We start from the raw sequence: 17,840 nt of genomic DNA, 5'->3' as shown, positions 1-17,840 counted from the left end.
AGAATTACAAAGAGCACTACCAATATGGAGCAGAAAATGAACGAGCAAAAAGAGCTAGAGGCAGAGATAGGCAAACATCTTATGCAGCCTGAAAATTATGGGAAAATCGAAGATGCTGATTGCGTTGGTGTTGGGATTGACCATGCGACTAAAACTTATGTAATAATGTACATAAAAAGAGATGATAAAACTATTTTGGATATTAAGTTTGGAACAAATGGAAATCAAGACACAACAACGCTTGGTTCACTGCTTACAGAGATGATTAAAGGTGATGAGATTGTAAATGTTTTGAAAGCAGTAAGTGCGCTTGAGGCGGATTTGAATGAGTCGTACGCAAATATTAAAGCGCCAAAAATTGACTTAACGAAGCCAGAGGGTGAGCAGGTTGAAAGAATTTCTACAGAGCATCAAGATAGTGCAAATATGGTTTTAACGGCTTTTCGTGCAGCGATGCGCCACTATGATAGAAAAGATGGTGGTATTGTTGAAGAGCAGTTTGAGATGAGCATTGTAAAAACTTGTCCATACTCTACAACTGAGTGTCACTTTGTGCAAAAAGTAGATAAGTAACACTTAGAGATTAAACTAATTTCACTTATTTTAGCAGTGGCTTACCATTTTTTTCATGCCACTCTAAAATGCTACTCCATATCTCCGCTGCACTCTCAGCGTACCAAAAAAGTCTCATATCTTCAAAATCTATAAGACCTTCATCTAAAAAATACTCAAAATTTATAGCGCCCTTCCAAAACTCTTCTCCAACAAGAACTACTGGAAATGGTGCAATTTTACGCGTTTGGATAAGAGTGAGCGTCTCAGCCAGCTCATCAAGTGTTCCAAAACCACCAGGAAAGGCAACAAGAGCCTTTGTTCGCTTTAGAAAATGGAGTTTTCGCATACTAAAGTAGTGAAACTGGAAGCATAATTCTGGCGTGATATATGGATTTGGAAACTGCTCTCTCGGCAAGATTATGTTTAACCCAATTGATTTAGCGCCAACATCAAATGCTCCGCGGTTTGCAGCTTCCATAGCACCAGGACCACCACCTGTCATGATTGTTAGTGTGTTGTCATTTGCAGTTTTTCTAGAGGTTCCAACAAGTCGTCCAAACTCTCTCGCAATATTATAAAAATTACTTTTTTTCAGCACATTTTGAGCCATTTTCACTTTTTTAGCAAGCATCTCATCTTGCGGGTTCATCTCATAAGCCTCTAATACTTTTTCAAGCTTGCGCTTTGCGTGAGCCTCTTCAAGTATGCGTGTACCACCAAAAACAGAGATAGTCTCCTCAATTTTATGCTCTTGTAAAAGTAATTCGGTTTTTAAATAGTCAATCTGTAATCGAACTCCCCTTACCGAGTCTTCTCGTAAAAAATCATAATCCTCATCTGCAGGACGATAACTAGGACTATTTTTTATATCCAAAAGCCTTTGTTGTGCATCTGGGTCATCCTCTAATGATTTTGGAAGCTCACTTGGAAGTTTCTCTTGCCTTTTTGTCGCCTCTGGCGGTGTTGGAACATGTATTGAGCACCTATTTCTATCCTCTTTAGTTCTTTTTTTCATGTTAGTTTTCACTTAAAAATAGAGCGATTTTTTCAGTAGGTCTTCCTATGATAGCCCTGTTGCCCTTGAAAATTACAGGTCTTTCAATAAGTTTTGGATTCTCAACCATAGCATCTACAAGCTTGTCATAATCATATTCTTCTTTTAGATTTAGCTCTTTGTATATATCTTCTTTAGTTCTCATAAGCTCTCTGGGACTCATTCCGAGCATTGTAAGTGCAGTTGTAATCTCATCTTTAGTTGGAGTAGTTTCTAGGTATTTTATAACCTCTGCTTCACAATTGTTTTCTTCTAGTATAGCTATAGCTTCGCGTGATTTTGAGCATTTTGGGTTGTGCCAAATAGTTGTTTCTTTCATACAGACTCCTTTATTTGTCGCTATTTTACAATATAATTCAATAATAATTTTTTGTTTAAGAGGTGCAAAGTGATAGAGATAGTCTTATATGTTCATATTTTAGCGGCAACTGCGTGGATTGGAGGAGCTCTACTACTGTTTCTTCTTGGTGTATTTATGAAAGATAAAAATGCTCAAAAGCAGACATATGAACATCTCGGTCCATTTTATGGGTATTTTGAGGTTTTTTGGCTCATAATACTTCTTAGCACAGGCTCTTATATGTTTTATTATTTTAATCTTATAGATGTGCTTACTCTTGACATCAACGAATCAAAATTAGGTTATATGATGTCTCACAAGCTTTTTTATGTGGCTGCAATAACATTTTTAACTGTTATTCATATGCAAATCGCACTAAAAACACACAACAAAGAGCGCAGTAAACTCCAAAAAATTATATCGCGTGGAAGCTCTATGATGATCTTTTTTTTAAACCTCGGAATATTATGGTTTGCTATGCAACTCAGACAGATTCTCTCTTAAATATAAAAATTGATTGTGATCACTAAACCATTAAACTCGTTTAGAAAAACTTCTACAGAGATACTTGAGGATTTTAAAAATCTTTCCCTAAAAGATGGCGAGATTACTCAGGTAGAAGTTTTAGATTCTGACATAGAGACTATCGGTTATAAGGCATTTGTAGATTTAGCACAACTCTTTTTTATGAAGATGCTTACACCATTAAAAACAGACAAAGAGAGTGTAATTTTAAAATTTCAAAAACTAAATCAAAATAGCTCCTTTCATAAAGTGGATGATAAAAGTAGTGAGAAATATGGCGCTCTTAGCGAGTTTTTCACCATCGACAAGACAACTCAGTTTAGTTTTTTATATCACTACCAAAAAGCATTGGAATTCATAGACATAAAGTCAAAAAAACGACTCTTAAACCTCGGTATAAATAGAGGTGATGAGTTTAAAGTCATAGAAAATATGATTGACATCGGCGAATTTGACGCAAAGGAGTTTGTGGGAATTGACTACTCATCTAGTGCTATCGAGTACGCTTCTAAAGAGTTCGCCAAGAGTAATATGAAGTTTATATGCCACGATATAAACTCCCTTGACGAACTTAATCTTGGAAAATTTGATCTAATTATATCCATAGGAACGCTTCAAAGCTCAAACATAAGCTTCAATGAAATGTTTATGTCTTTGTATCAAAATTACTTAGAAAAAGATGGAGCGATAATACTAGGTTTTCCAAACTGCAGATGGATAGATGGTGAGATGGTTTATGGTGCAAAAGCTCCAAATTACGCCTTTAGTGAGATGAGTTTGGTCTTAAAAGATATTCATTTTTGTAAAAAATATCTACAGCAAAAAAAGTATAGAGTTGTGGTAACTGGCAAGGATTATCTGTTTTTAACAGCCAGAAAAATAGTGGAATCAACAATCCAATAACAGCTATTTTTTTGTTTTAATAAAAAGCAGATAAAATAAAATCTATTTTGTATGAAAAAAACCATCATGCTCTTTGATTTTACAAAAAGGATCTATCTTGAGTATTAGTAACATTTTGTTTGTATCCGTTGAAGTACCTATCACACTAACCAAAGCCGAGCTAGAGAGAGAGTTTCCAGGGCTGATACTAACTACGATTGAAAACTCATTGGTTGGAGAGGTATCTAACAATAGATTTCTTTTTGCTTCATCTTTTGGTGTTTTAACATTTTGTAATTTTACTCATCAAGAAATAGGGTCCATACTTGAGAGATTGGGCGTGCCAGAGGCTCTTAGCTACTCTACTGCTCTGCTAAATCAAGATTATCCAATGGTTTTAGATACACAGTGTGAAAAACCACAAATTGACTCTAATGTTATTCGATATAACAAATTTGATAAATCTGTAGCGTCTATTATTTCACTCGCAATATCACAAAGTGTGGGATTGGAAAAACGAGAAGAGTCTTTAGAAAAAAAGATGTATGAGAGCAGATTGATTTATGACATAGTAGAAAATCTAAAGATGAAAGACAGAAAAAGGCTAATGAAATTTTCATCAAGTATTGCGAAAGAACGCTTTGATATACTCAGTCAGCTCTATTTGCTAGATAAGCCAGACATTATATGGGACGATACGGAGCTTGAATCTTTGTACAATCAGCTATCAAATCAACTAGAGTTAAAATCTAGATTTGACATTATCGAATATAAAATAAACTATCTAAAAGAGTCCGTAGAGCTGGCAATTAATCTGGTAAATCAAAAAACTAGCGAGTATCTGGAGTGGATTATTATTTGGCTTATAGCCATAGAGATATTTTTTACAATATATGAGAATTTCATAAAAATTCATCCATAAAAATAGAGCAGGAGAGCGTATTTGAAAATAGCTATAACGGGAACAGCTGGATTTATTGGAAGTCATTTGGCACTTAAATTTTTAGAGCGAGGCGATGAAGTTGTTGGTATTGATAATATAAACAACTACTACGACCAGAGTGTAAAATATGGCAGGTTACTGCGAAGCGGGATTATAGAAAATCTTGAGGATGGGGCAGATATTGCATATAACTCATTTATAACCAGCAGTAAGTATCCAAATTATAGATTTATAAAATTGAATCTTGAAGATAATGAAAACATAGAAAAGCTATTTAAGAACGAGAACTTTGACAGCGTTATAAACCTCGCAGCTCAAGCAGGTGTTAGATACTCTTTAACAAACCCAAGGGCATATATTGATAGTAACATTGTTGGATTTGTAAATATTCTTGAAGCTTGCAGGCATAATAATATAAAAAGTTTGGTTTATGCGAGCAGCAGTTCTGTTTATGGGCTAAATGAAGTGCAACCATTTTCAACTGCTTCTTGCGCGGATCACCCAATGAGTTTGTATGCGGCAAGCAAAAAATCAAATGAACTTATGGCCCATACATATTCACACTTGTACAATATTCCAACAACGGGATTGAGGTTTTTTACTGTTTATGGACCATGGGGCAGACCCGATATGGCGCTTTTTCTTTTTACAAAAGCTATATTGGAGGGGACTCCGATAGATGTTTTTAATTATGGAGAGATGTGGAGAGACTTTACCTACATTGATGATATTGTGGATGGAATCATAAGGGTGAACGACAACCCTCCGTCTGGCAACAAAGAGTGGGATGGCAAGTCCCCAGACTCATCTAGCTCGCCAGCTCCATATAAAATCTACAATATAGGCAACAACAACCCTGTGAAACTTACAGATTTTATAGAAGCATTGGAGAAAAAATTAGGCCGTAAGGCTCAAAAAAATATGTTGCCAATTCAAGCCGGAGATGTTCCAAGTACTTATGCGGACATTAGCGATATTGCAAAAGATTTAGGGTATGAGCCAAAAACATCCGTGCAAGAAGGTATAGATAATTTTGTGGATTGGTATTTAGAGTTTTTTGAACAACAGGGAGAAAAATGCAAAAATTAATCAAACTATTAACAGAAAAAACAGCACTAAAACAGGAGCATATAGCCAACATCTTAAAACTTTTAGGGGAAGGCGCAACCATCCCTTTTATTGCTCGCTATCGCAAAGAGATGAGCGGCGGTGCTAGTGATGAGGTGCTGCGAGATTTTGAGCTTATTTATGAGAGTTCAAAAAAGCTTCTTGAAAGAAAAGAGGAGATATCAAGGCTGATTGAGCAAAGAGCTACCCTGAGCGAGGCTATCAAAAAAAGTATAGAAGAAGCCGATACGCTTAGGGTTTTAGAAGATATTTATAGGCCATACAAAGAGAAAAAAAACTCAAGAGCCCAAAGCGCTATTGATAGCGGTTTAACGCCTCTTGCGGACGCACTTGGCAATGCAAAACTCTCTCTTGCGGAGTTTTATATTCTTGCGAAAAACTTTATAAAAGGCGAAATAAAATCCGTTGAGGAGGCAGTGAAGGGCGCTCAAGATATTTTGGCTGAGAGATATGCAGATATGCCCCGTGAGAGAGAATTCATTTATGGCGCAATGATGCGCTTCGGCTCTTTGGAGATTAAAAAAGGGAAGGAGTTTGATGAAAAAGGAGTTTTTGCAAACTTTGCAGACAAGAGCGAAAAAGTTGCTTACATTCCATCTCATCGCTATCTTGGAGTTATGCGCGGAGTCAAAGAGAAGCAACTATCTGTAAAAATAACAATTGATGTGGAGTCGATAGAAAAAAACATAAGAGAGTATAAAATCCCGCGAAATGCTTCAAGCTCTAAAGAGTTGTTGTTTGAGGCTTATAAGGATGGGCTAAAGAGACTTTTGCTGCCATCAATCGAGAGAGAGGTGCACGCAGAGCTGAAAATCAAAGCAGATATGGGAGCTATAAATGTTTTTGGCAAGAATCTAAATCAACTCCTCATGACTCCTCCGGTTGCTAACAGAGTTATGTTGGGAGTCGACCCTGCGTTTGTTAGCGGATGTAAGCTGGCTGTTATTGACGAGAACGGAAACTACCTAAAACACGATGTCATCTACCCAACTGCACCAAAAAATGACTATAACACCTCTAAAACAAAAGTGTTATCGTTAGTAAAAAACTATAATATTACAGCCGTTGCCATCGGCAATGGAACCGCTTCAAGAGAGACTCAAGAGTTCTTTGCCCGTCTCAACAAAGAGGAGAATATAAATCTTGCCTATACTGTTGTTTCAGAAGCTGGAGCATCTGTTTACTCCGCCTCAAAACTAGCACAAGATGAGTATCCAAACCTCGATGTAACCATAAGAGGCGCCATCTCAATAGCCCAAAGACTTCGCGACCCCATGGCAACACTTGTAAAAATAGATCCAAAATCTTTAGGCATCGGACAGTATCAACATGATGTGGATCAAAAACTTTTAGAGAAAAAACTAGGCGATGTAACGGGCGACCTTGTAAACCGTATCGGTGTTGATATAAACTCTGCATCCACATCTCTGCTTGCTTTTGTCGCTGGCATTGGTGAAAAAATAGCTAAAAATATTATAGCTTTTAGGGATGAGAATGGAAATTTCAGAGCCAAAGATGAGCTTTTAAAAGTAAAAGGTTTAGGCAAAAAGGCGTATGAGCAGGCGGCAGGTTTTATTCGCATAAAAAACGGCAAAAACAGTTTTGACAACAGCGGCATCCATCCTGAGAGCTACGGAGTTGCCAAAAAATTAGATGGCTTGGAGCTGGAAAAAATCGATATAAAAAGCAAAGCCCTAGAGCTTGAAGTCGGCGAAGAGACCTTAAAAGATATCATCAAAGAGCTTCTAAAACCAGGATTTGACCCCAGAGAAGATTTGCCGCCAATTCCGTTTAAGAATGATATAACTGACATTAAAATGCTAAAAGAGGGGAGTTTTGTCTCTGGAGTAGTTAGAAATATCGCCGACTTTGGAGCATTTGTTGACATCGGACTAAAAAATGACGGCTTTATACATATCTCAAAAATGAGTCAAAAAAGAATCAAGCATCCGCTTGAAGTTCTCTCTTTAAATCAATATCTTCCACAAATAGAAGTTGTCTCCATAGAGCTTGAAAAAGGAAAAGTCGGACTTAGTTTGGTGGGTGGTGTTTAACTATTTTGTAGTCCATCGCCTATTTCTATGAGAAAAATTAAAAGAGAACAAGAAGATGAAAAAATAGCTAGCAAAAATAAATGGTATTTTGAATAGATAAGTTTATAAAATTGCTAAAATCATCAATCTCAAAGGTGGCAAAAAGTGGGGATTTAAATATAATGGATCAAATATATAAACAATATAGTACAAGGCTACTTTCTTTTATTAATTCAAAAGTTCACAATAAAGAAGATGCAAAAGATATACTCTCTGAGGTATTTATAAAGATATATACCAATATAGATAAACTTAAATCAGATGAAAAATTAACATCATGGATGTTTACAATTACTAAAAATACCATTATTGATTTCTACAGAAAAAACAACAATAAGCAAGATAATATAGAATTTGATGAGGAGTATATTTTTGAACAAAAAGAGCAATCATCAGCAATAAGCGAACTCTCACACTGTATAGCACCAATAATAAATTCACTTGCACCAAAATACGCCAAAGTGTTGCATTTATCTGAAATAAAAGAGTTAAAACAAAAGGAAATAGCCGAAAAACTAGATATTAGCACCAACAATATAAAAAATATAATTTTTCGAGGCAAGAAACAGATAAAAGATAAACTACTTCAATGTTGCCATTACGAGTATAATAAATTTGGAAATATCATAAACTATGATGTTAAAGATGAAAACTGCAATTTTTGCTAAACATGAACAAAGATGAAACCTTTTTAGAAAATTTTCGTCTATATACATAGAGAAGTGATTCTCGAAATACTTTTAAAGGAAAATTATGAATTTCACACAAGAACAAAAAAGAGATGCCATAGCTAATAACTATGCAACTATAGGATCAAATGACAATAGTTACGGTTGTAATATTAGTGGCTGTTGTAATAGTGATGAAATCTCTTTAAACTTAGGGTACTCAAAAAAACAACTTAACTCCATACCCAAGGGGGCAGATAAAGGTTTGGGATGTGGAAATCCTACAACTATAGCTTCGCTTAAAAAAGGTGAAATGGTTTTAGACTTAGGAAGTGGTGCTGGGCTTGATTGTTTTTTGGCTTCACAAGAAGTTGGAGAAAAAGGGCAAGTCATTGGTGTAGATATGACAAGAGAGATGATAGCAAAAGCCCGAAGCAACAAAGAGAAAAATGGCTATGTTAATGTTGATTTTAGATTAGGTGAAATTGAGAACTTACCTGTTAGAGATAACAGTATAGATGTCATTATATCAAACTGCGTTATCAATCTATCTTTGGACAAACAAAGGGTTTTTAACGAAGCTTTTAGAGTTTTAAAAGTTGGTGGTAGATTGGCAATTTCTGATATTGTATTAACAAAACAAATTCCCTCCCACATGATTACACTAGACAGCTTTGGAGCTTGCATCGCCGGTGCTAGTTTTATAGATGATTTAGAGTTACTTCTCAAGAACTCTGGTTTTAAAGATATTAATATCACACCTAAAACCGAAAGTAAAAAGTTTTTAAAAGATTGGTCTGAGAACATTGAAAACTACATAGTTTCGGCAAATATTGAGGCAGTTAAATAGATAACAAAACATAGGCCTACGCCCCTGTAAGCGAATCTCCACTTTTACGATATACTTTTCTATCCATGAATCATCAAAAAGTGGGGACTAAAAATACCAAGCAGACTACGAGTAGATTTGGCTGGTTTACCCTCAAGGGGCTATTTCACTATGTTGTTTTAACCATTCCGATGACAAAGAGATGTTATGCGCAAATACACCCTCAATGAATAAATCCCCACTTTTATAAAAAATTACACCCCTAAAAATCAAAGTTACTAAGATTCTAAAAGCTTTTCAATTGTCTCTTTAAAAATTGGTAAATTGTAGCGAATAACATCCTCTATGATATTGTCGTCGGTACTGTCATAATCATGTGCAATATAGTTTCTTACCGCACTAATACCCTTTAACTCTTCACTTGTGAATGCTTCAAGGATTTTGAACTCATTATCATCTTTGAGTTTGCTAAACTGCTCAGCTATTCTTACAATATTCATTCTAATGGCGGGTTTTATTATTTTATCTTCAATGGAATGGGTAACTTTTAATTCACTCTCATGCAAAATAAATTCTATATTTTTGATACACTCATAAATTTTGTTAAGTCTATCTATACCTTTAGACATTGATTAAGCCATTTAAGATTGATTTATTTGTATCTGGAACTAAATCTATAGGAGTTTTAAAAAGTGCTTGTAGTTCGTTCTTTATGCCATCTATTCTAAGAAGTTTTGAGAAACCGTCTCTGTATTTTAAAGAGAATTTATCATAATCTAATTTGTAGGCAATATCAATATCACTAAATTTAGTTTGTGTATCTTTTGCATAACTTCCAAACAATCCCAAAAGTATCAATCCCTCTTTCTCGTAAATCGGTTTTAGCTCTTTGAGTGTTGATAAAATCTCGCTCTTTTGTGGCATTGTGTGATCTCACTTTTTAATCTGAGTTAAGTATAACATAGATTGATTTATATGTAATTGTAAAAATCTAAAGTACCATCTCAATAAAACAATTTATTTAATACCTAGGATTATCAGCTTATTGCTATAATTTTAAAAAAATCAAAAGAGCCTCATGATACAACTAATAAATATCTCCAAAAACTATGGGAAACAGGAACTTTTTAGCAACCTGAATTTCAAACTAAACAGCGGTAACAGAGTCGGTTTGGTTGGTAGAAACGGAAGTGGAAAATCTACGCTTTTTAAGCTTATTCTGGGCGAAGAGTCTGCTGATAGCGGCGAAATTATTATACCAAAAGGGTATAGAATCGGCACGCTAAAACAGCATCTAAGTTTTAGCGAACACACTCTAAGAGAAGAGGCTTCTTTGGCTTTAGAGGGCGATATGAAGTATGATTTATATCGAGTTGAGAAGATTCTTTTTGGTTTGGGATTTAGTGCGGAAGATTTGGGGAAAAATCCTCTCTCGTTTTCAGGCGGATACCAAATACGGATAAATCTGGCAAAACTTCTAGTAACAGAGCCAAATCTGCTTCTGCTGGATGAGCCGACAAACTACCTTGACATTCTCTCTCTTCGTTGGCTAAAGCAGTTTTTATGCTCATTCGAGGGAGAAGTTATCCTCATAACTCATGATAGAGATTTTATGGATGCAACAATGACTCACACGATGGGAATCGTACGAAAGGGACTTAGTTTTATTCAAGGCAATACCCACAAATTTTATGATCAGCTAAGAGCAAATGATGAGCTTTATGAGAAACAAAAAATTTCACAAGACAGAAAAGTAAAAGAACTTGAAGATTTTATAGCCAGAAACAAAGCTCGTGCCTCAACCGCCGCCCTCGCACAGTCAAAAGTCAAGCAACTAGAGAAGATGGAACTTATGGATGATTTAGGATTTGACTCATCTCTAAAATTTGATTTTAACTTTAAAGAGACTCCAGCAAAGGTTCTTCTTGATGTTCATGGCTTAAGTTTTGGCTATACACCAGAGCAAATCCTATTTAAAAACATCTCATTTGTGCTTAAAAAAGGGGAGTGTTTAGGGATTATCGGTAAAAACGGAAAAGGTAAATCAACTCTGCTAAATGTAATTGCGGGTGAGTTAAAACAGCTTCATGGAACAATTCACTCTCATCCAAGCGTTGTAAGTGCACACTTTGGGCAGACAAACATAGCTCGTCTTCATGCAGGGAACAGTGTTATGGATGAGATTCACTCTGCAAACACAAAACTCTCTACTCAAGTTATCAGAAGCATAAGTGGAGCCATGATGTTTAGCGGAGACAGCGCCGAGAAAAAAGTCTCCCTTTTATCTGGCGGTGAAAAAAGCCGTGTAATGCTTGGGCAGATTTTAGCAAGAGAGGTTAATCTTTTGCTTCTTGATGAGCCTACAAACCACCTAGATATGGACTCTATCGAGGCACTAACAATGGCAATAAAACGCTTTGAAGGCTCTGTGATAATCGTCACGCACTCAGAAGAATTGCTTAGAAGTGTGTGTGATAGATTGATTGTTTTTGCAAAAGATACAGCCCAATATTTCGATGGCGGATATGATCTATTCCTGGAAAAAATTGGCTGGGAAGAACAGGAAGAGAGTGCTAAAGTTGAGAAAACAGCACCGCAAAATAACCAAAAAGAGAGCAAGAAAGTAAAAGCAGAACTAACTCGTAAAAGAAACGAGATACTCTCTCCTCTAAGGAAAAAAGCTGAAAAAATCGAAAAACATATTATAGACACAGAGAAGCAGATAGAGTTAAATCACAAATTGCTTCTTGATGCCACAAATATCAATGATACAAAAAAACTTGTGGAGTTGTCGAAGCTTATCTCAGAACAAGAGAGTAGCGTCGAAGAGAGCTTTGAAGAACTCGTAGAAGTCCAAAGTCAAATTGATAAGATTATGGAGGATTATGAAAAAAGATTTGTAGAACTAGAGGGATAGCATTTGACAAAATAGAAGGTTTTGCCGAGTATAGTCATATAATTACCGATCTATGCCAAGTAAATATGTTGTATTAAAAATGATTATAAGGGATTTTTTGGGGGCTTTATGGTGGACAAAGAGGGATTTGAAAAAAGCTTATCCTTATTTTTAATTTTATTGTATTTATTTCTCATTCTGTGTTATACTTTTATCCGAGAACATGTAGTGCCTTAATGGTTGCAATTGATTACTGCAACTTGTTGGGATGAGGGGTAGTTAGATTAATTTCTAGCTACCCTTTTTTTTTGCTTATTTTTAAGTGGGTTGTGTTGGGTGGGATTCTAACGCGAGGTACTGCTATGTTTTCCCACATGATAGTAGTCTTTTTAGTCTTGATGGTGTTCACACCTTTATTGCACTAATCAAAACAGAGGAATTAATCACTCCTCTGGCTACTATTTTCCTATTTTCAATTTTTTCTCTTTTAGATTTTTAAATAAAAAATATCAATGCTTCTATAATGTTTCATAGTGATTGATAAATAATTAGTGTGAATTGTAGCCGAACTCGCGTGAGGTGGTTTCACATAGTGAAAACTATTCATTCTAATTATTGTTGTTACTTAGGAAATTCTTTTTCTCTACCGCAAACAAAAATGTTGCTGCGCTCCTAGTTCTGGGACCCGCGAGGTACGAGTGGGTTTAGGAGCGTAGCTCCCTTGTCAAATTATCAAAAGTTTACAGACATTTAGTCTATGCAGTGTTTGTTGGTTAATGTTAAAAGATATTTCTTTTATGGATATTGGATATTGACATTACAAGTAACTTTAGTTTGAACTAAAAGTTTATATTTTCCTTTTGGAACTTCTGTGTTAATGCTATAGTGCATAAATATTTGACCAAGTCCACCATTAACTTTTTGATTATTGTCTGTCAATAATGAAACTTCTGCACAACTTTGTGGATTTACATTTACATTCACAAATCCATCTTTTAATGTTTCAAACTCTCTAACTTGTTCTTTCATTGAGTGTTCAAATCTTGATGTGCCTCTTTGTATTATTTGAATATATGGTCTACTATCTGCTCTTTCTCTTGATTCGCTAAATTTCTTTCCGACTGAATACACAAAAATCATTCTTATTGGCGTTGCCTCTTTTGGCATTGGGTAGTTTTTAAGAGAAGTTTCTATAATTCTTTTTGATAAATTATCAAATTTTCTCTCACTGCTTCTTGCGATATAGTTTATTTCTCCTATACTTCCATCACTGTTTAAAATAAATTCAATTACATTTTTTTCATCAATAAATTTTTCTTTTTGCAAATTCTTTGTCTCTTGTTTTAACACTGCTTCAGTTATTTCTTTTATTTTGTTCATATTGTCATAAATATAATTTTGCTGTTTTTCGGATAATGTTTCAAACTTATCTTTATATAGTGCTTTGATGTTCATTTTCACTTCCATGTTTGCACTCGCAATCACCCAACTCAACATAACTATTATTAATGCTTTTATTGTGTTCATCTTTTTTACTTTAGTTGGAATTTGCCGTTACTTGATTTGTTTTTTATTTCTTCTAGTCTTTCTAAATGTCTTTTTGTCTCTTCTATGCTTTCGTCTAAAGCGAGTCCTTGATTTATTAATTTTACTAAATCTGGTTTCTCTTTTTCCCAATTGTCCAATGATCTTAATGATATTCCAAGTTTTTCTGCTAATTCTTTTCTTGTCATTTTCCTATTTCCTATTTTATATATGCAATATTTGCATATTTTAAGCTTTTTTTTATTTATTTGCATGTATGATTTTAAATATCTGCAAATATTGCATATCGGAGTGATAACCATGAAAACAAATACTCGTCAAAACAAACCTCTTACAGTTAAATCGACAAAAGAGAATAACGCAGGTCTATCACTCCTACAACATCATGAGACTAAGCCCATTTATGCGATTAAAGATTATAACGAATTTTTAATTACACACTTACTAAATAGTTTTAAACAATCTCGGCATACGCTTTTAGCGTTATAAGTCCGACCGCGGGTTGACTATCACTCCCCCGCGTTAACAAAAGAGAGATAGAAAAAAATTTTGCCTAAATAAGGAGTGTGATATGAGTCAAGTGATTAGCCAAGGTTTTCGAACTATGTACGAAATCTTAGAGGTAGGAACAATTAAGCCCGGTAAATCTGGAACAATGGAAAACGGTACAAAATACAGTGCTAATGTTAAATTTCGTTCTACTAATGTAGTTCAGCGTGAAGATAAAATTGTAGGAATTCAAGAAGTAGATACAACGGTTGAGTATCGCATTATTTGTGCGACTGAGGAAGAATCTATCAAAGTTGCAGAGATTATTCGCAATTATCGCAATTCAAAAATGCCTTTTTTTATCTCTGGCGACCTCCCTAGAAAATATCAAGGTGGCGATATTTTTATGGTTGATTCATTTGATAATGGTGCAGAATTCATTAAAAATTCTTTGTCTCAATCTAAACAAACTTCAAAGGCTTAAGTATGTTGGCAGTGATTGAGATTGGTTTCCAGTCCTCTTGTGTAAGCCCAAATACTTTATCTACCCAAAGGGGTTTCTTATGTTAAAAAAACTTAATTTTCGTGAGCGTTTAATCGCTGCTGGTGTTGCTGTAACTGCTGTTGCTTCTCAAGCTTCTGCTGCTTTAACTGCTCCAACAATTGCAACAACAGATTTTGAGACTGTTGCTGGTGCTGTTCTTATTGCTGCCGCTGTTATGTGGTCAATAAAAAAAGCAATGGGCTTGTTAAGAGCTTAATTATAGGGGGTTCGCCCCTTATTATAAGGATATAAAATGCTTACTCCTACTATAGACATCATAAATCTTACTATCTTATTAGGTTCTGCACTTGTTGGTTTTGCTGTTATTTGGGGTATTAAAAAATCAATCAAACTATTATTTTAAAGGTTAAAAAATGAAACGAATCTTATTACTACTCGCTTTATCTTTTAGTCTTTCTTTTGGTTCTATATCCGTTCAAGGTGTCTATTTTAGTGATTTTGATGAAAACGCTACAACCTATTTAATCTCTTACTATCCAAAAATAATATTTTCTGATTTAGGTTTATCATCAACTCGTCAAACAAATATAACAGATTGTAGAAATTCTGGCACTTCCACTCTTGGTTGTTTAAATTCTAAAGGTTTTGTTGGTTCTGATTTTTTAAGACTTCGTGAACAATCTCATCTTATAGATTGGTCTTTAGCTACTAACGCATTAGGCATAAACCAAAGAGATTTTAATTATATGAACTCGTTAAGCGGTGTTCTTTTTGGTTTTGTATTTCTATTTTTTATGGTTTTAACTGTTGTAAATATCTCATCTTCAAAAAGGTTTTAAAATGGAAATTTTAGCTTTGTCTTCTGATATGTATTTTAACTACTTCTTTTCAATCGGCGTTTATTGGGGCTTTGCCTTATCTAGTTTCTTTGCTGTTTTATCTCTTTTTAGTTTGTAATATGAAGATATTTTTTATTATTTTTTCTTTGTATTTTTCTTTGTTTGCTCAAACATATACAGGTGCCGATTATTCTCCTTATTCTCCTAATGGTACAGCTGACGCTCCTACTACTTGTGCGAATTATATAAATGATAAAAATATTCAATATGGTTATCCATCTACTGACTTAAATGGTTCTGCTTCTCGTTCTTTGTGTAATGATAAATTTGGTGTTCAAAATTGGATATGGTCACAAAATACAAATATTTTTAAACAGGATGCCTGTACTATTTTTTCTAATTATACTTCTGTTCGATATTCTTTACATAAAGTTGATGTTTCATGTTCTACTGCTTGTATTGCTCCAGAGGTATGGAATGCTTCTACTCATACTTGTACTGCTCCATTAACTTGTACAGCTCCTTTATCTTTAAGCCCTCTAACTCATACTTGTGTTAATTTACATGACTATGATGGTCAACCTACAAATTGTCGTAATAATGGTGGTGTTTCTACTACATCAAGAATTAGTTTATGGGGCATGAAATATCCTTCTAAATGTGTTTCTTATCGTGATTATTTAAAAACTGATGCGAATGATTTATTAAATGCTCTTGCTAATGGTATGGGCATACATAATTCTTTACGAAGAGCATTAGGAAAAGCTCTTGATTGGTGGGCCAACTTAGCTTCAGATAGTCCTCTTTTAAAAAAAGATATGGAATATAGCGCTGGACTTCCAAAAATTGAAAATAATAGTGTAACCATTCCTGTAACTGCAACTGAAAAAACTTCAGGCTCTGGCGATTCTTTAAACAATAATGCCTATTATAATTATCTTCGTGATGAATTTTTCCCTAAAAATCCCTCTTTGGCTCCAGAAGTATCAGATGAGTTAAATATTGCAAACATTGATAGATGGAATAGAATGAATGAAGTTTCTAAAGATAATAATACTAATCCTATTCCTAATGTTAATCAAAGTTCTGGTTCTGCCAATATTTCTTCTGAAACTATTAGCGCTACTCCTCAGCGTCAAGTTCAAGATACTACAATCATGTATCCACAATCTTTACCTTTTAAAGATCCCCCTAATTTAGTGCAACAATATCCTGACCTTTTTGCAGATTATGTGCCAAAGCCTTATTCTTTAACTCCTCCTCCTGTAACAACTACTGCTATGGTTGTTCCGCAGACTAATACTGTTGCAAGAACCGTTATTGATGGTTTTCCGTCTAAAGTTTGGACTAGTACTTCTGCTTATCCTGATGGCTCTTTTAGTACTTCCGAAACAATAGTTAATGAGCCTTTAAAGAAAGGCAGTACATCCGTAACAACTGTTTCTCCAACAGGTAAAACTAGCACGGTTGGCTATACATTCGATGTTCCCGGATATATTTCTGAACCTACTCCTGACCAATTAGTTATTACTAAAACTAGTCCTATAGTAACCATAAAACCTACTCCTTTGAAAGTTACCGAAATGATTCCTCTTGTAGGTTCAGACGGTGCACCAATTGCTTCAGCTCCTTTATCTCCTACCACCACTACTGGTCAAGATTTGGTTAATGCTGCTATGCCTGCTTTTAGTTTTCCAACTCTTAGTGAATTTACACCTTTTAATTTATCGGATGTTACAGAAATGTTCAATAATGGTAAAACAATGATTGACAATATAAAAACTCAACTAGATACTGCCAAAACTTCTTTTGATACAACAAAAACTCTAATTACTGGTGGCTGGACTGCTCCAACTTTTCCCTCTGGTAGTTGTGGCAACTCTTTAGTTATTAATTTTCGTGGCAAATCTACTGATTTATGCCCTCCAATGTTAAATAATATTTCTAAAATTAGTCCTATTTTTTCAAATGTTGTTGCAATTGGCGGAATGGCTTTCGCTGTAACTATTTTTATAGGAGGCTTTTAAATGTTAGCTTTTTTTTCTATGGTTGCAAATGGATTTGGTCTTATTTTCGCTTTTATTAGTAAATATACTGGTTTTTTTAACACAGCTTCACTTTTATCTAATTTTAGATTTTTATCAAGAAAACTGCTTTTTGTAATTGTTATAGTCATGATTGTTGCTTTGTTTGCCATTTTGATAGCTTTTTTCTATTTCACTGTTGATTCTCTTATATCTGCTTTTAATTTAATTTCTGCTCTTTTAGTTCGTATTCAAACAATGTCTGGCGGTGGTGGTTCCGCTGATGTTATTTTTTTATTTCTGAATGCTTCTGGTTTTACTACAGGTTTTAATATAGCTTTTCCCTTTATAGCTTCCGCTCTTACTTTTAGATTGATGAAATTTTTATATTTAAGTTTTTCAAAATTGTTAGAAAAAACTACAACTTTAGTTATGAATTTCAGTAGTGCGATTACTGCTTCATAAGGCTAAAAAATGACTCAAATCCAAATAGACAAGCTGTGTGAAAAGATTTTAAAAATAGTT

General features: G+C 34.6%; 20 protein-coding genes. 14 read left to right on the top strand and 6 right to left on the bottom strand.

From position 1 onward, the window contains the following. Positions 1-36: 36 nt before the first annotated feature. Positions 37-573 carry an iron-sulfur cluster assembly scaffold protein gene (locus PHV22_RS07035; RefSeq protein ID WP_295022584.1) on the top strand — a complete coding sequence of 179 codons (537 nt, stop codon included), beginning with the start codon at positions 37-39 and terminating at the stop codon, positions 571-573. Positions 574-598: 25 nt separating this feature from the next. Here PHV22_RS07035 and PHV22_RS07030 read toward each other — a convergent pair whose 3' ends face one another. Both PHV22_RS07030 and arsC read right to left on the bottom strand, forming a co-directional pair. Further along, positions 599-1,570, bottom strand: coding sequence for an LOG family protein (locus tag PHV22_RS07030; protein WP_295022582.1), 972 nt, complete (start codon positions 1,568-1,570; stop codon positions 599-601). 1 nt (position 1,571) lies between these two features. Next, positions 1,572-1,928: an arsenate reductase (glutaredoxin) gene (gene arsC / locus PHV22_RS07025; RefSeq protein WP_295022580.1), complete on the bottom strand. Its 357-nt coding sequence runs from the start codon at positions 1,926-1,928 to the stop codon at positions 1,572-1,574. 69 nt (positions 1,929-1,997) lie between these two features. Here arsC and PHV22_RS07020 point away from each other — a divergent pair, with 69 nt between their 5' ends. From PHV22_RS07020 to arsM, 7 genes are all read left to right on the top strand, one after another. After that, positions 1,998-2,453: a hypothetical protein gene (locus PHV22_RS07020; protein ID WP_295022578.1), complete on the top strand. Its 456-nt coding sequence runs from the start codon at positions 1,998-2,000 to the stop codon at positions 2,451-2,453. Between the two features lie 15 nt (positions 2,454-2,468). After that, on the top strand, positions 2,469-3,377 hold the full coding sequence (locus tag PHV22_RS07015; RefSeq protein WP_295022955.1) for a class I SAM-dependent methyltransferase: 909 nt from the start codon (positions 2,469-2,471) through the stop codon (positions 3,375-3,377). Between the two features lie 97 nt (positions 3,378-3,474). Then, on the top strand, positions 3,475-4,278 hold the full coding sequence (locus tag PHV22_RS07010) for an RMD1 family protein (RefSeq protein WP_295022576.1): 804 nt from the start codon (positions 3,475-3,477) through the stop codon (positions 4,276-4,278). 21 nt (positions 4,279-4,299) lie between these two features. After that, a complete protein-coding gene (locus tag PHV22_RS07005; RefSeq protein WP_295022574.1) occupies positions 4,300-5,388 on the top strand; it encodes an NAD-dependent epimerase in 1,089 nt (362 codons plus the stop codon). Continuing rightward, positions 5,376-7,481, top strand: coding sequence for a Tex-like N-terminal domain-containing protein (locus PHV22_RS07000; RefSeq protein ID WP_295022572.1), 2,106 nt, complete (start codon positions 5,376-5,378; stop codon positions 7,479-7,481). The genes PHV22_RS07005 and PHV22_RS07000 overlap by 13 nt, the downstream gene beginning before the upstream one ends. A gap of 134 nt (positions 7,482-7,615) precedes the next feature. Further along, entirely contained in the window at positions 7,616-8,188 is a 573-nt protein-coding gene (locus tag PHV22_RS06995; RefSeq protein ID WP_295022954.1) for a sigma-70 family RNA polymerase sigma factor, read from the top strand. 85 nt (positions 8,189-8,273) lie between these two features. Continuing rightward, positions 8,274-9,038 carry an arsenite methyltransferase gene (gene arsM / locus PHV22_RS06990; protein WP_295022570.1) on the top strand — a complete coding sequence of 255 codons (765 nt, stop codon included), beginning with the start codon at positions 8,274-8,276 and terminating at the stop codon, positions 9,036-9,038. A 257-nt stretch (positions 9,039-9,295) separates the two neighbouring features. On the opposite strand, the gene PHV22_RS06985 is transcribed toward arsM, so the two are convergent. After that, positions 9,296-9,646 (bottom strand): HepT-like ribonuclease domain-containing protein, encoded by a 351-nt coding sequence (locus PHV22_RS06985; protein WP_295022568.1) that lies wholly within the window; start codon positions 9,644-9,646, stop codon positions 9,296-9,298. Continuing rightward, entirely contained in the window at positions 9,639-9,941 is a 303-nt protein-coding gene (locus PHV22_RS06980) for a nucleotidyltransferase family protein (RefSeq protein ID WP_295022566.1), read from the bottom strand. The genes PHV22_RS06985 and PHV22_RS06980 overlap by 8 nt, the downstream gene beginning before the upstream one ends. Before the next feature lie 154 nt (positions 9,942-10,095). Here PHV22_RS06980 and PHV22_RS06975 point away from each other — a divergent pair, with 154 nt between their 5' ends. Beyond that, positions 10,096-11,934, top strand: coding sequence for an ABC-F family ATP-binding cassette domain-containing protein (locus PHV22_RS06975; RefSeq protein ID WP_295022564.1), 1,839 nt, complete (start codon positions 10,096-10,098; stop codon positions 11,932-11,934). 774 nt (positions 11,935-12,708) lie between these two features. On the opposite strand, the gene PHV22_RS06970 is transcribed toward PHV22_RS06975, so the two are convergent. Further along, a complete protein-coding gene (locus PHV22_RS06970) occupies positions 12,709-13,440 on the bottom strand; it encodes a hypothetical protein (protein WP_299946647.1) in 732 nt (243 codons plus the stop codon). 5 nt (positions 13,441-13,445) lie between these two features. Beyond that, a complete protein-coding gene (locus tag PHV22_RS06965) occupies positions 13,446-13,646 on the bottom strand; it encodes a hypothetical protein (RefSeq protein ID WP_299946645.1) in 201 nt (66 codons plus the stop codon). Positions 13,647-14,029: 383 nt separating this feature from the next. Between PHV22_RS06965 and PHV22_RS06960 the strand changes: the two genes are divergently transcribed. The 5 genes from PHV22_RS06960 (at position 14,030) to PHV22_RS06940 (ending at position 17,780) form a co-directional block, all read left to right on the top strand. Beyond that, positions 14,030-14,431 (top strand): hypothetical protein, encoded by a 402-nt coding sequence (locus PHV22_RS06960; RefSeq protein ID WP_299946642.1) that lies wholly within the window; start codon positions 14,030-14,032, stop codon positions 14,429-14,431. A 79-nt stretch (positions 14,432-14,510) separates the two neighbouring features. Beyond that, entirely contained in the window at positions 14,511-14,708 is a 198-nt protein-coding gene (locus PHV22_RS06955; RefSeq protein WP_299946639.1) for a hypothetical protein, read from the top strand. Between the two features lie 157 nt (positions 14,709-14,865). Further along, the gene (locus PHV22_RS06950; protein ID WP_299946636.1) at positions 14,866-15,291 is read left to right on the top strand and encodes a hypothetical protein; all 426 of its coding nucleotides are present in this window, start codon (positions 14,866-14,868) and stop codon (positions 15,289-15,291) included. A gap of 119 nt (positions 15,292-15,410) precedes the next feature. Continuing rightward, entirely contained in the window at positions 15,411-17,318 is a 1,908-nt protein-coding gene (locus PHV22_RS06945; RefSeq protein WP_299946633.1) for a hypothetical protein, read from the top strand. Beyond that, positions 17,319-17,780 carry a hypothetical protein gene (locus PHV22_RS06940; protein ID WP_299946630.1) on the top strand — a complete coding sequence of 154 codons (462 nt, stop codon included), beginning with the start codon at positions 17,319-17,321 and terminating at the stop codon, positions 17,778-17,780. The last annotated feature ends 60 nt before the right edge of the window (positions 17,781-17,840 follow it).

The organism is Sulfurimonas sp. (assembly GCF_028713515.1).
Taxonomy (GTDB): Bacteria; Campylobacterota; Campylobacteria; order Campylobacterales; family Sulfurimonadaceae; genus Sulfurimonas.
The sequence above is the reverse complement of the archived record's forward strand: the minus strand, read 5'-3'. Positions and strand labels throughout refer to the sequence as shown.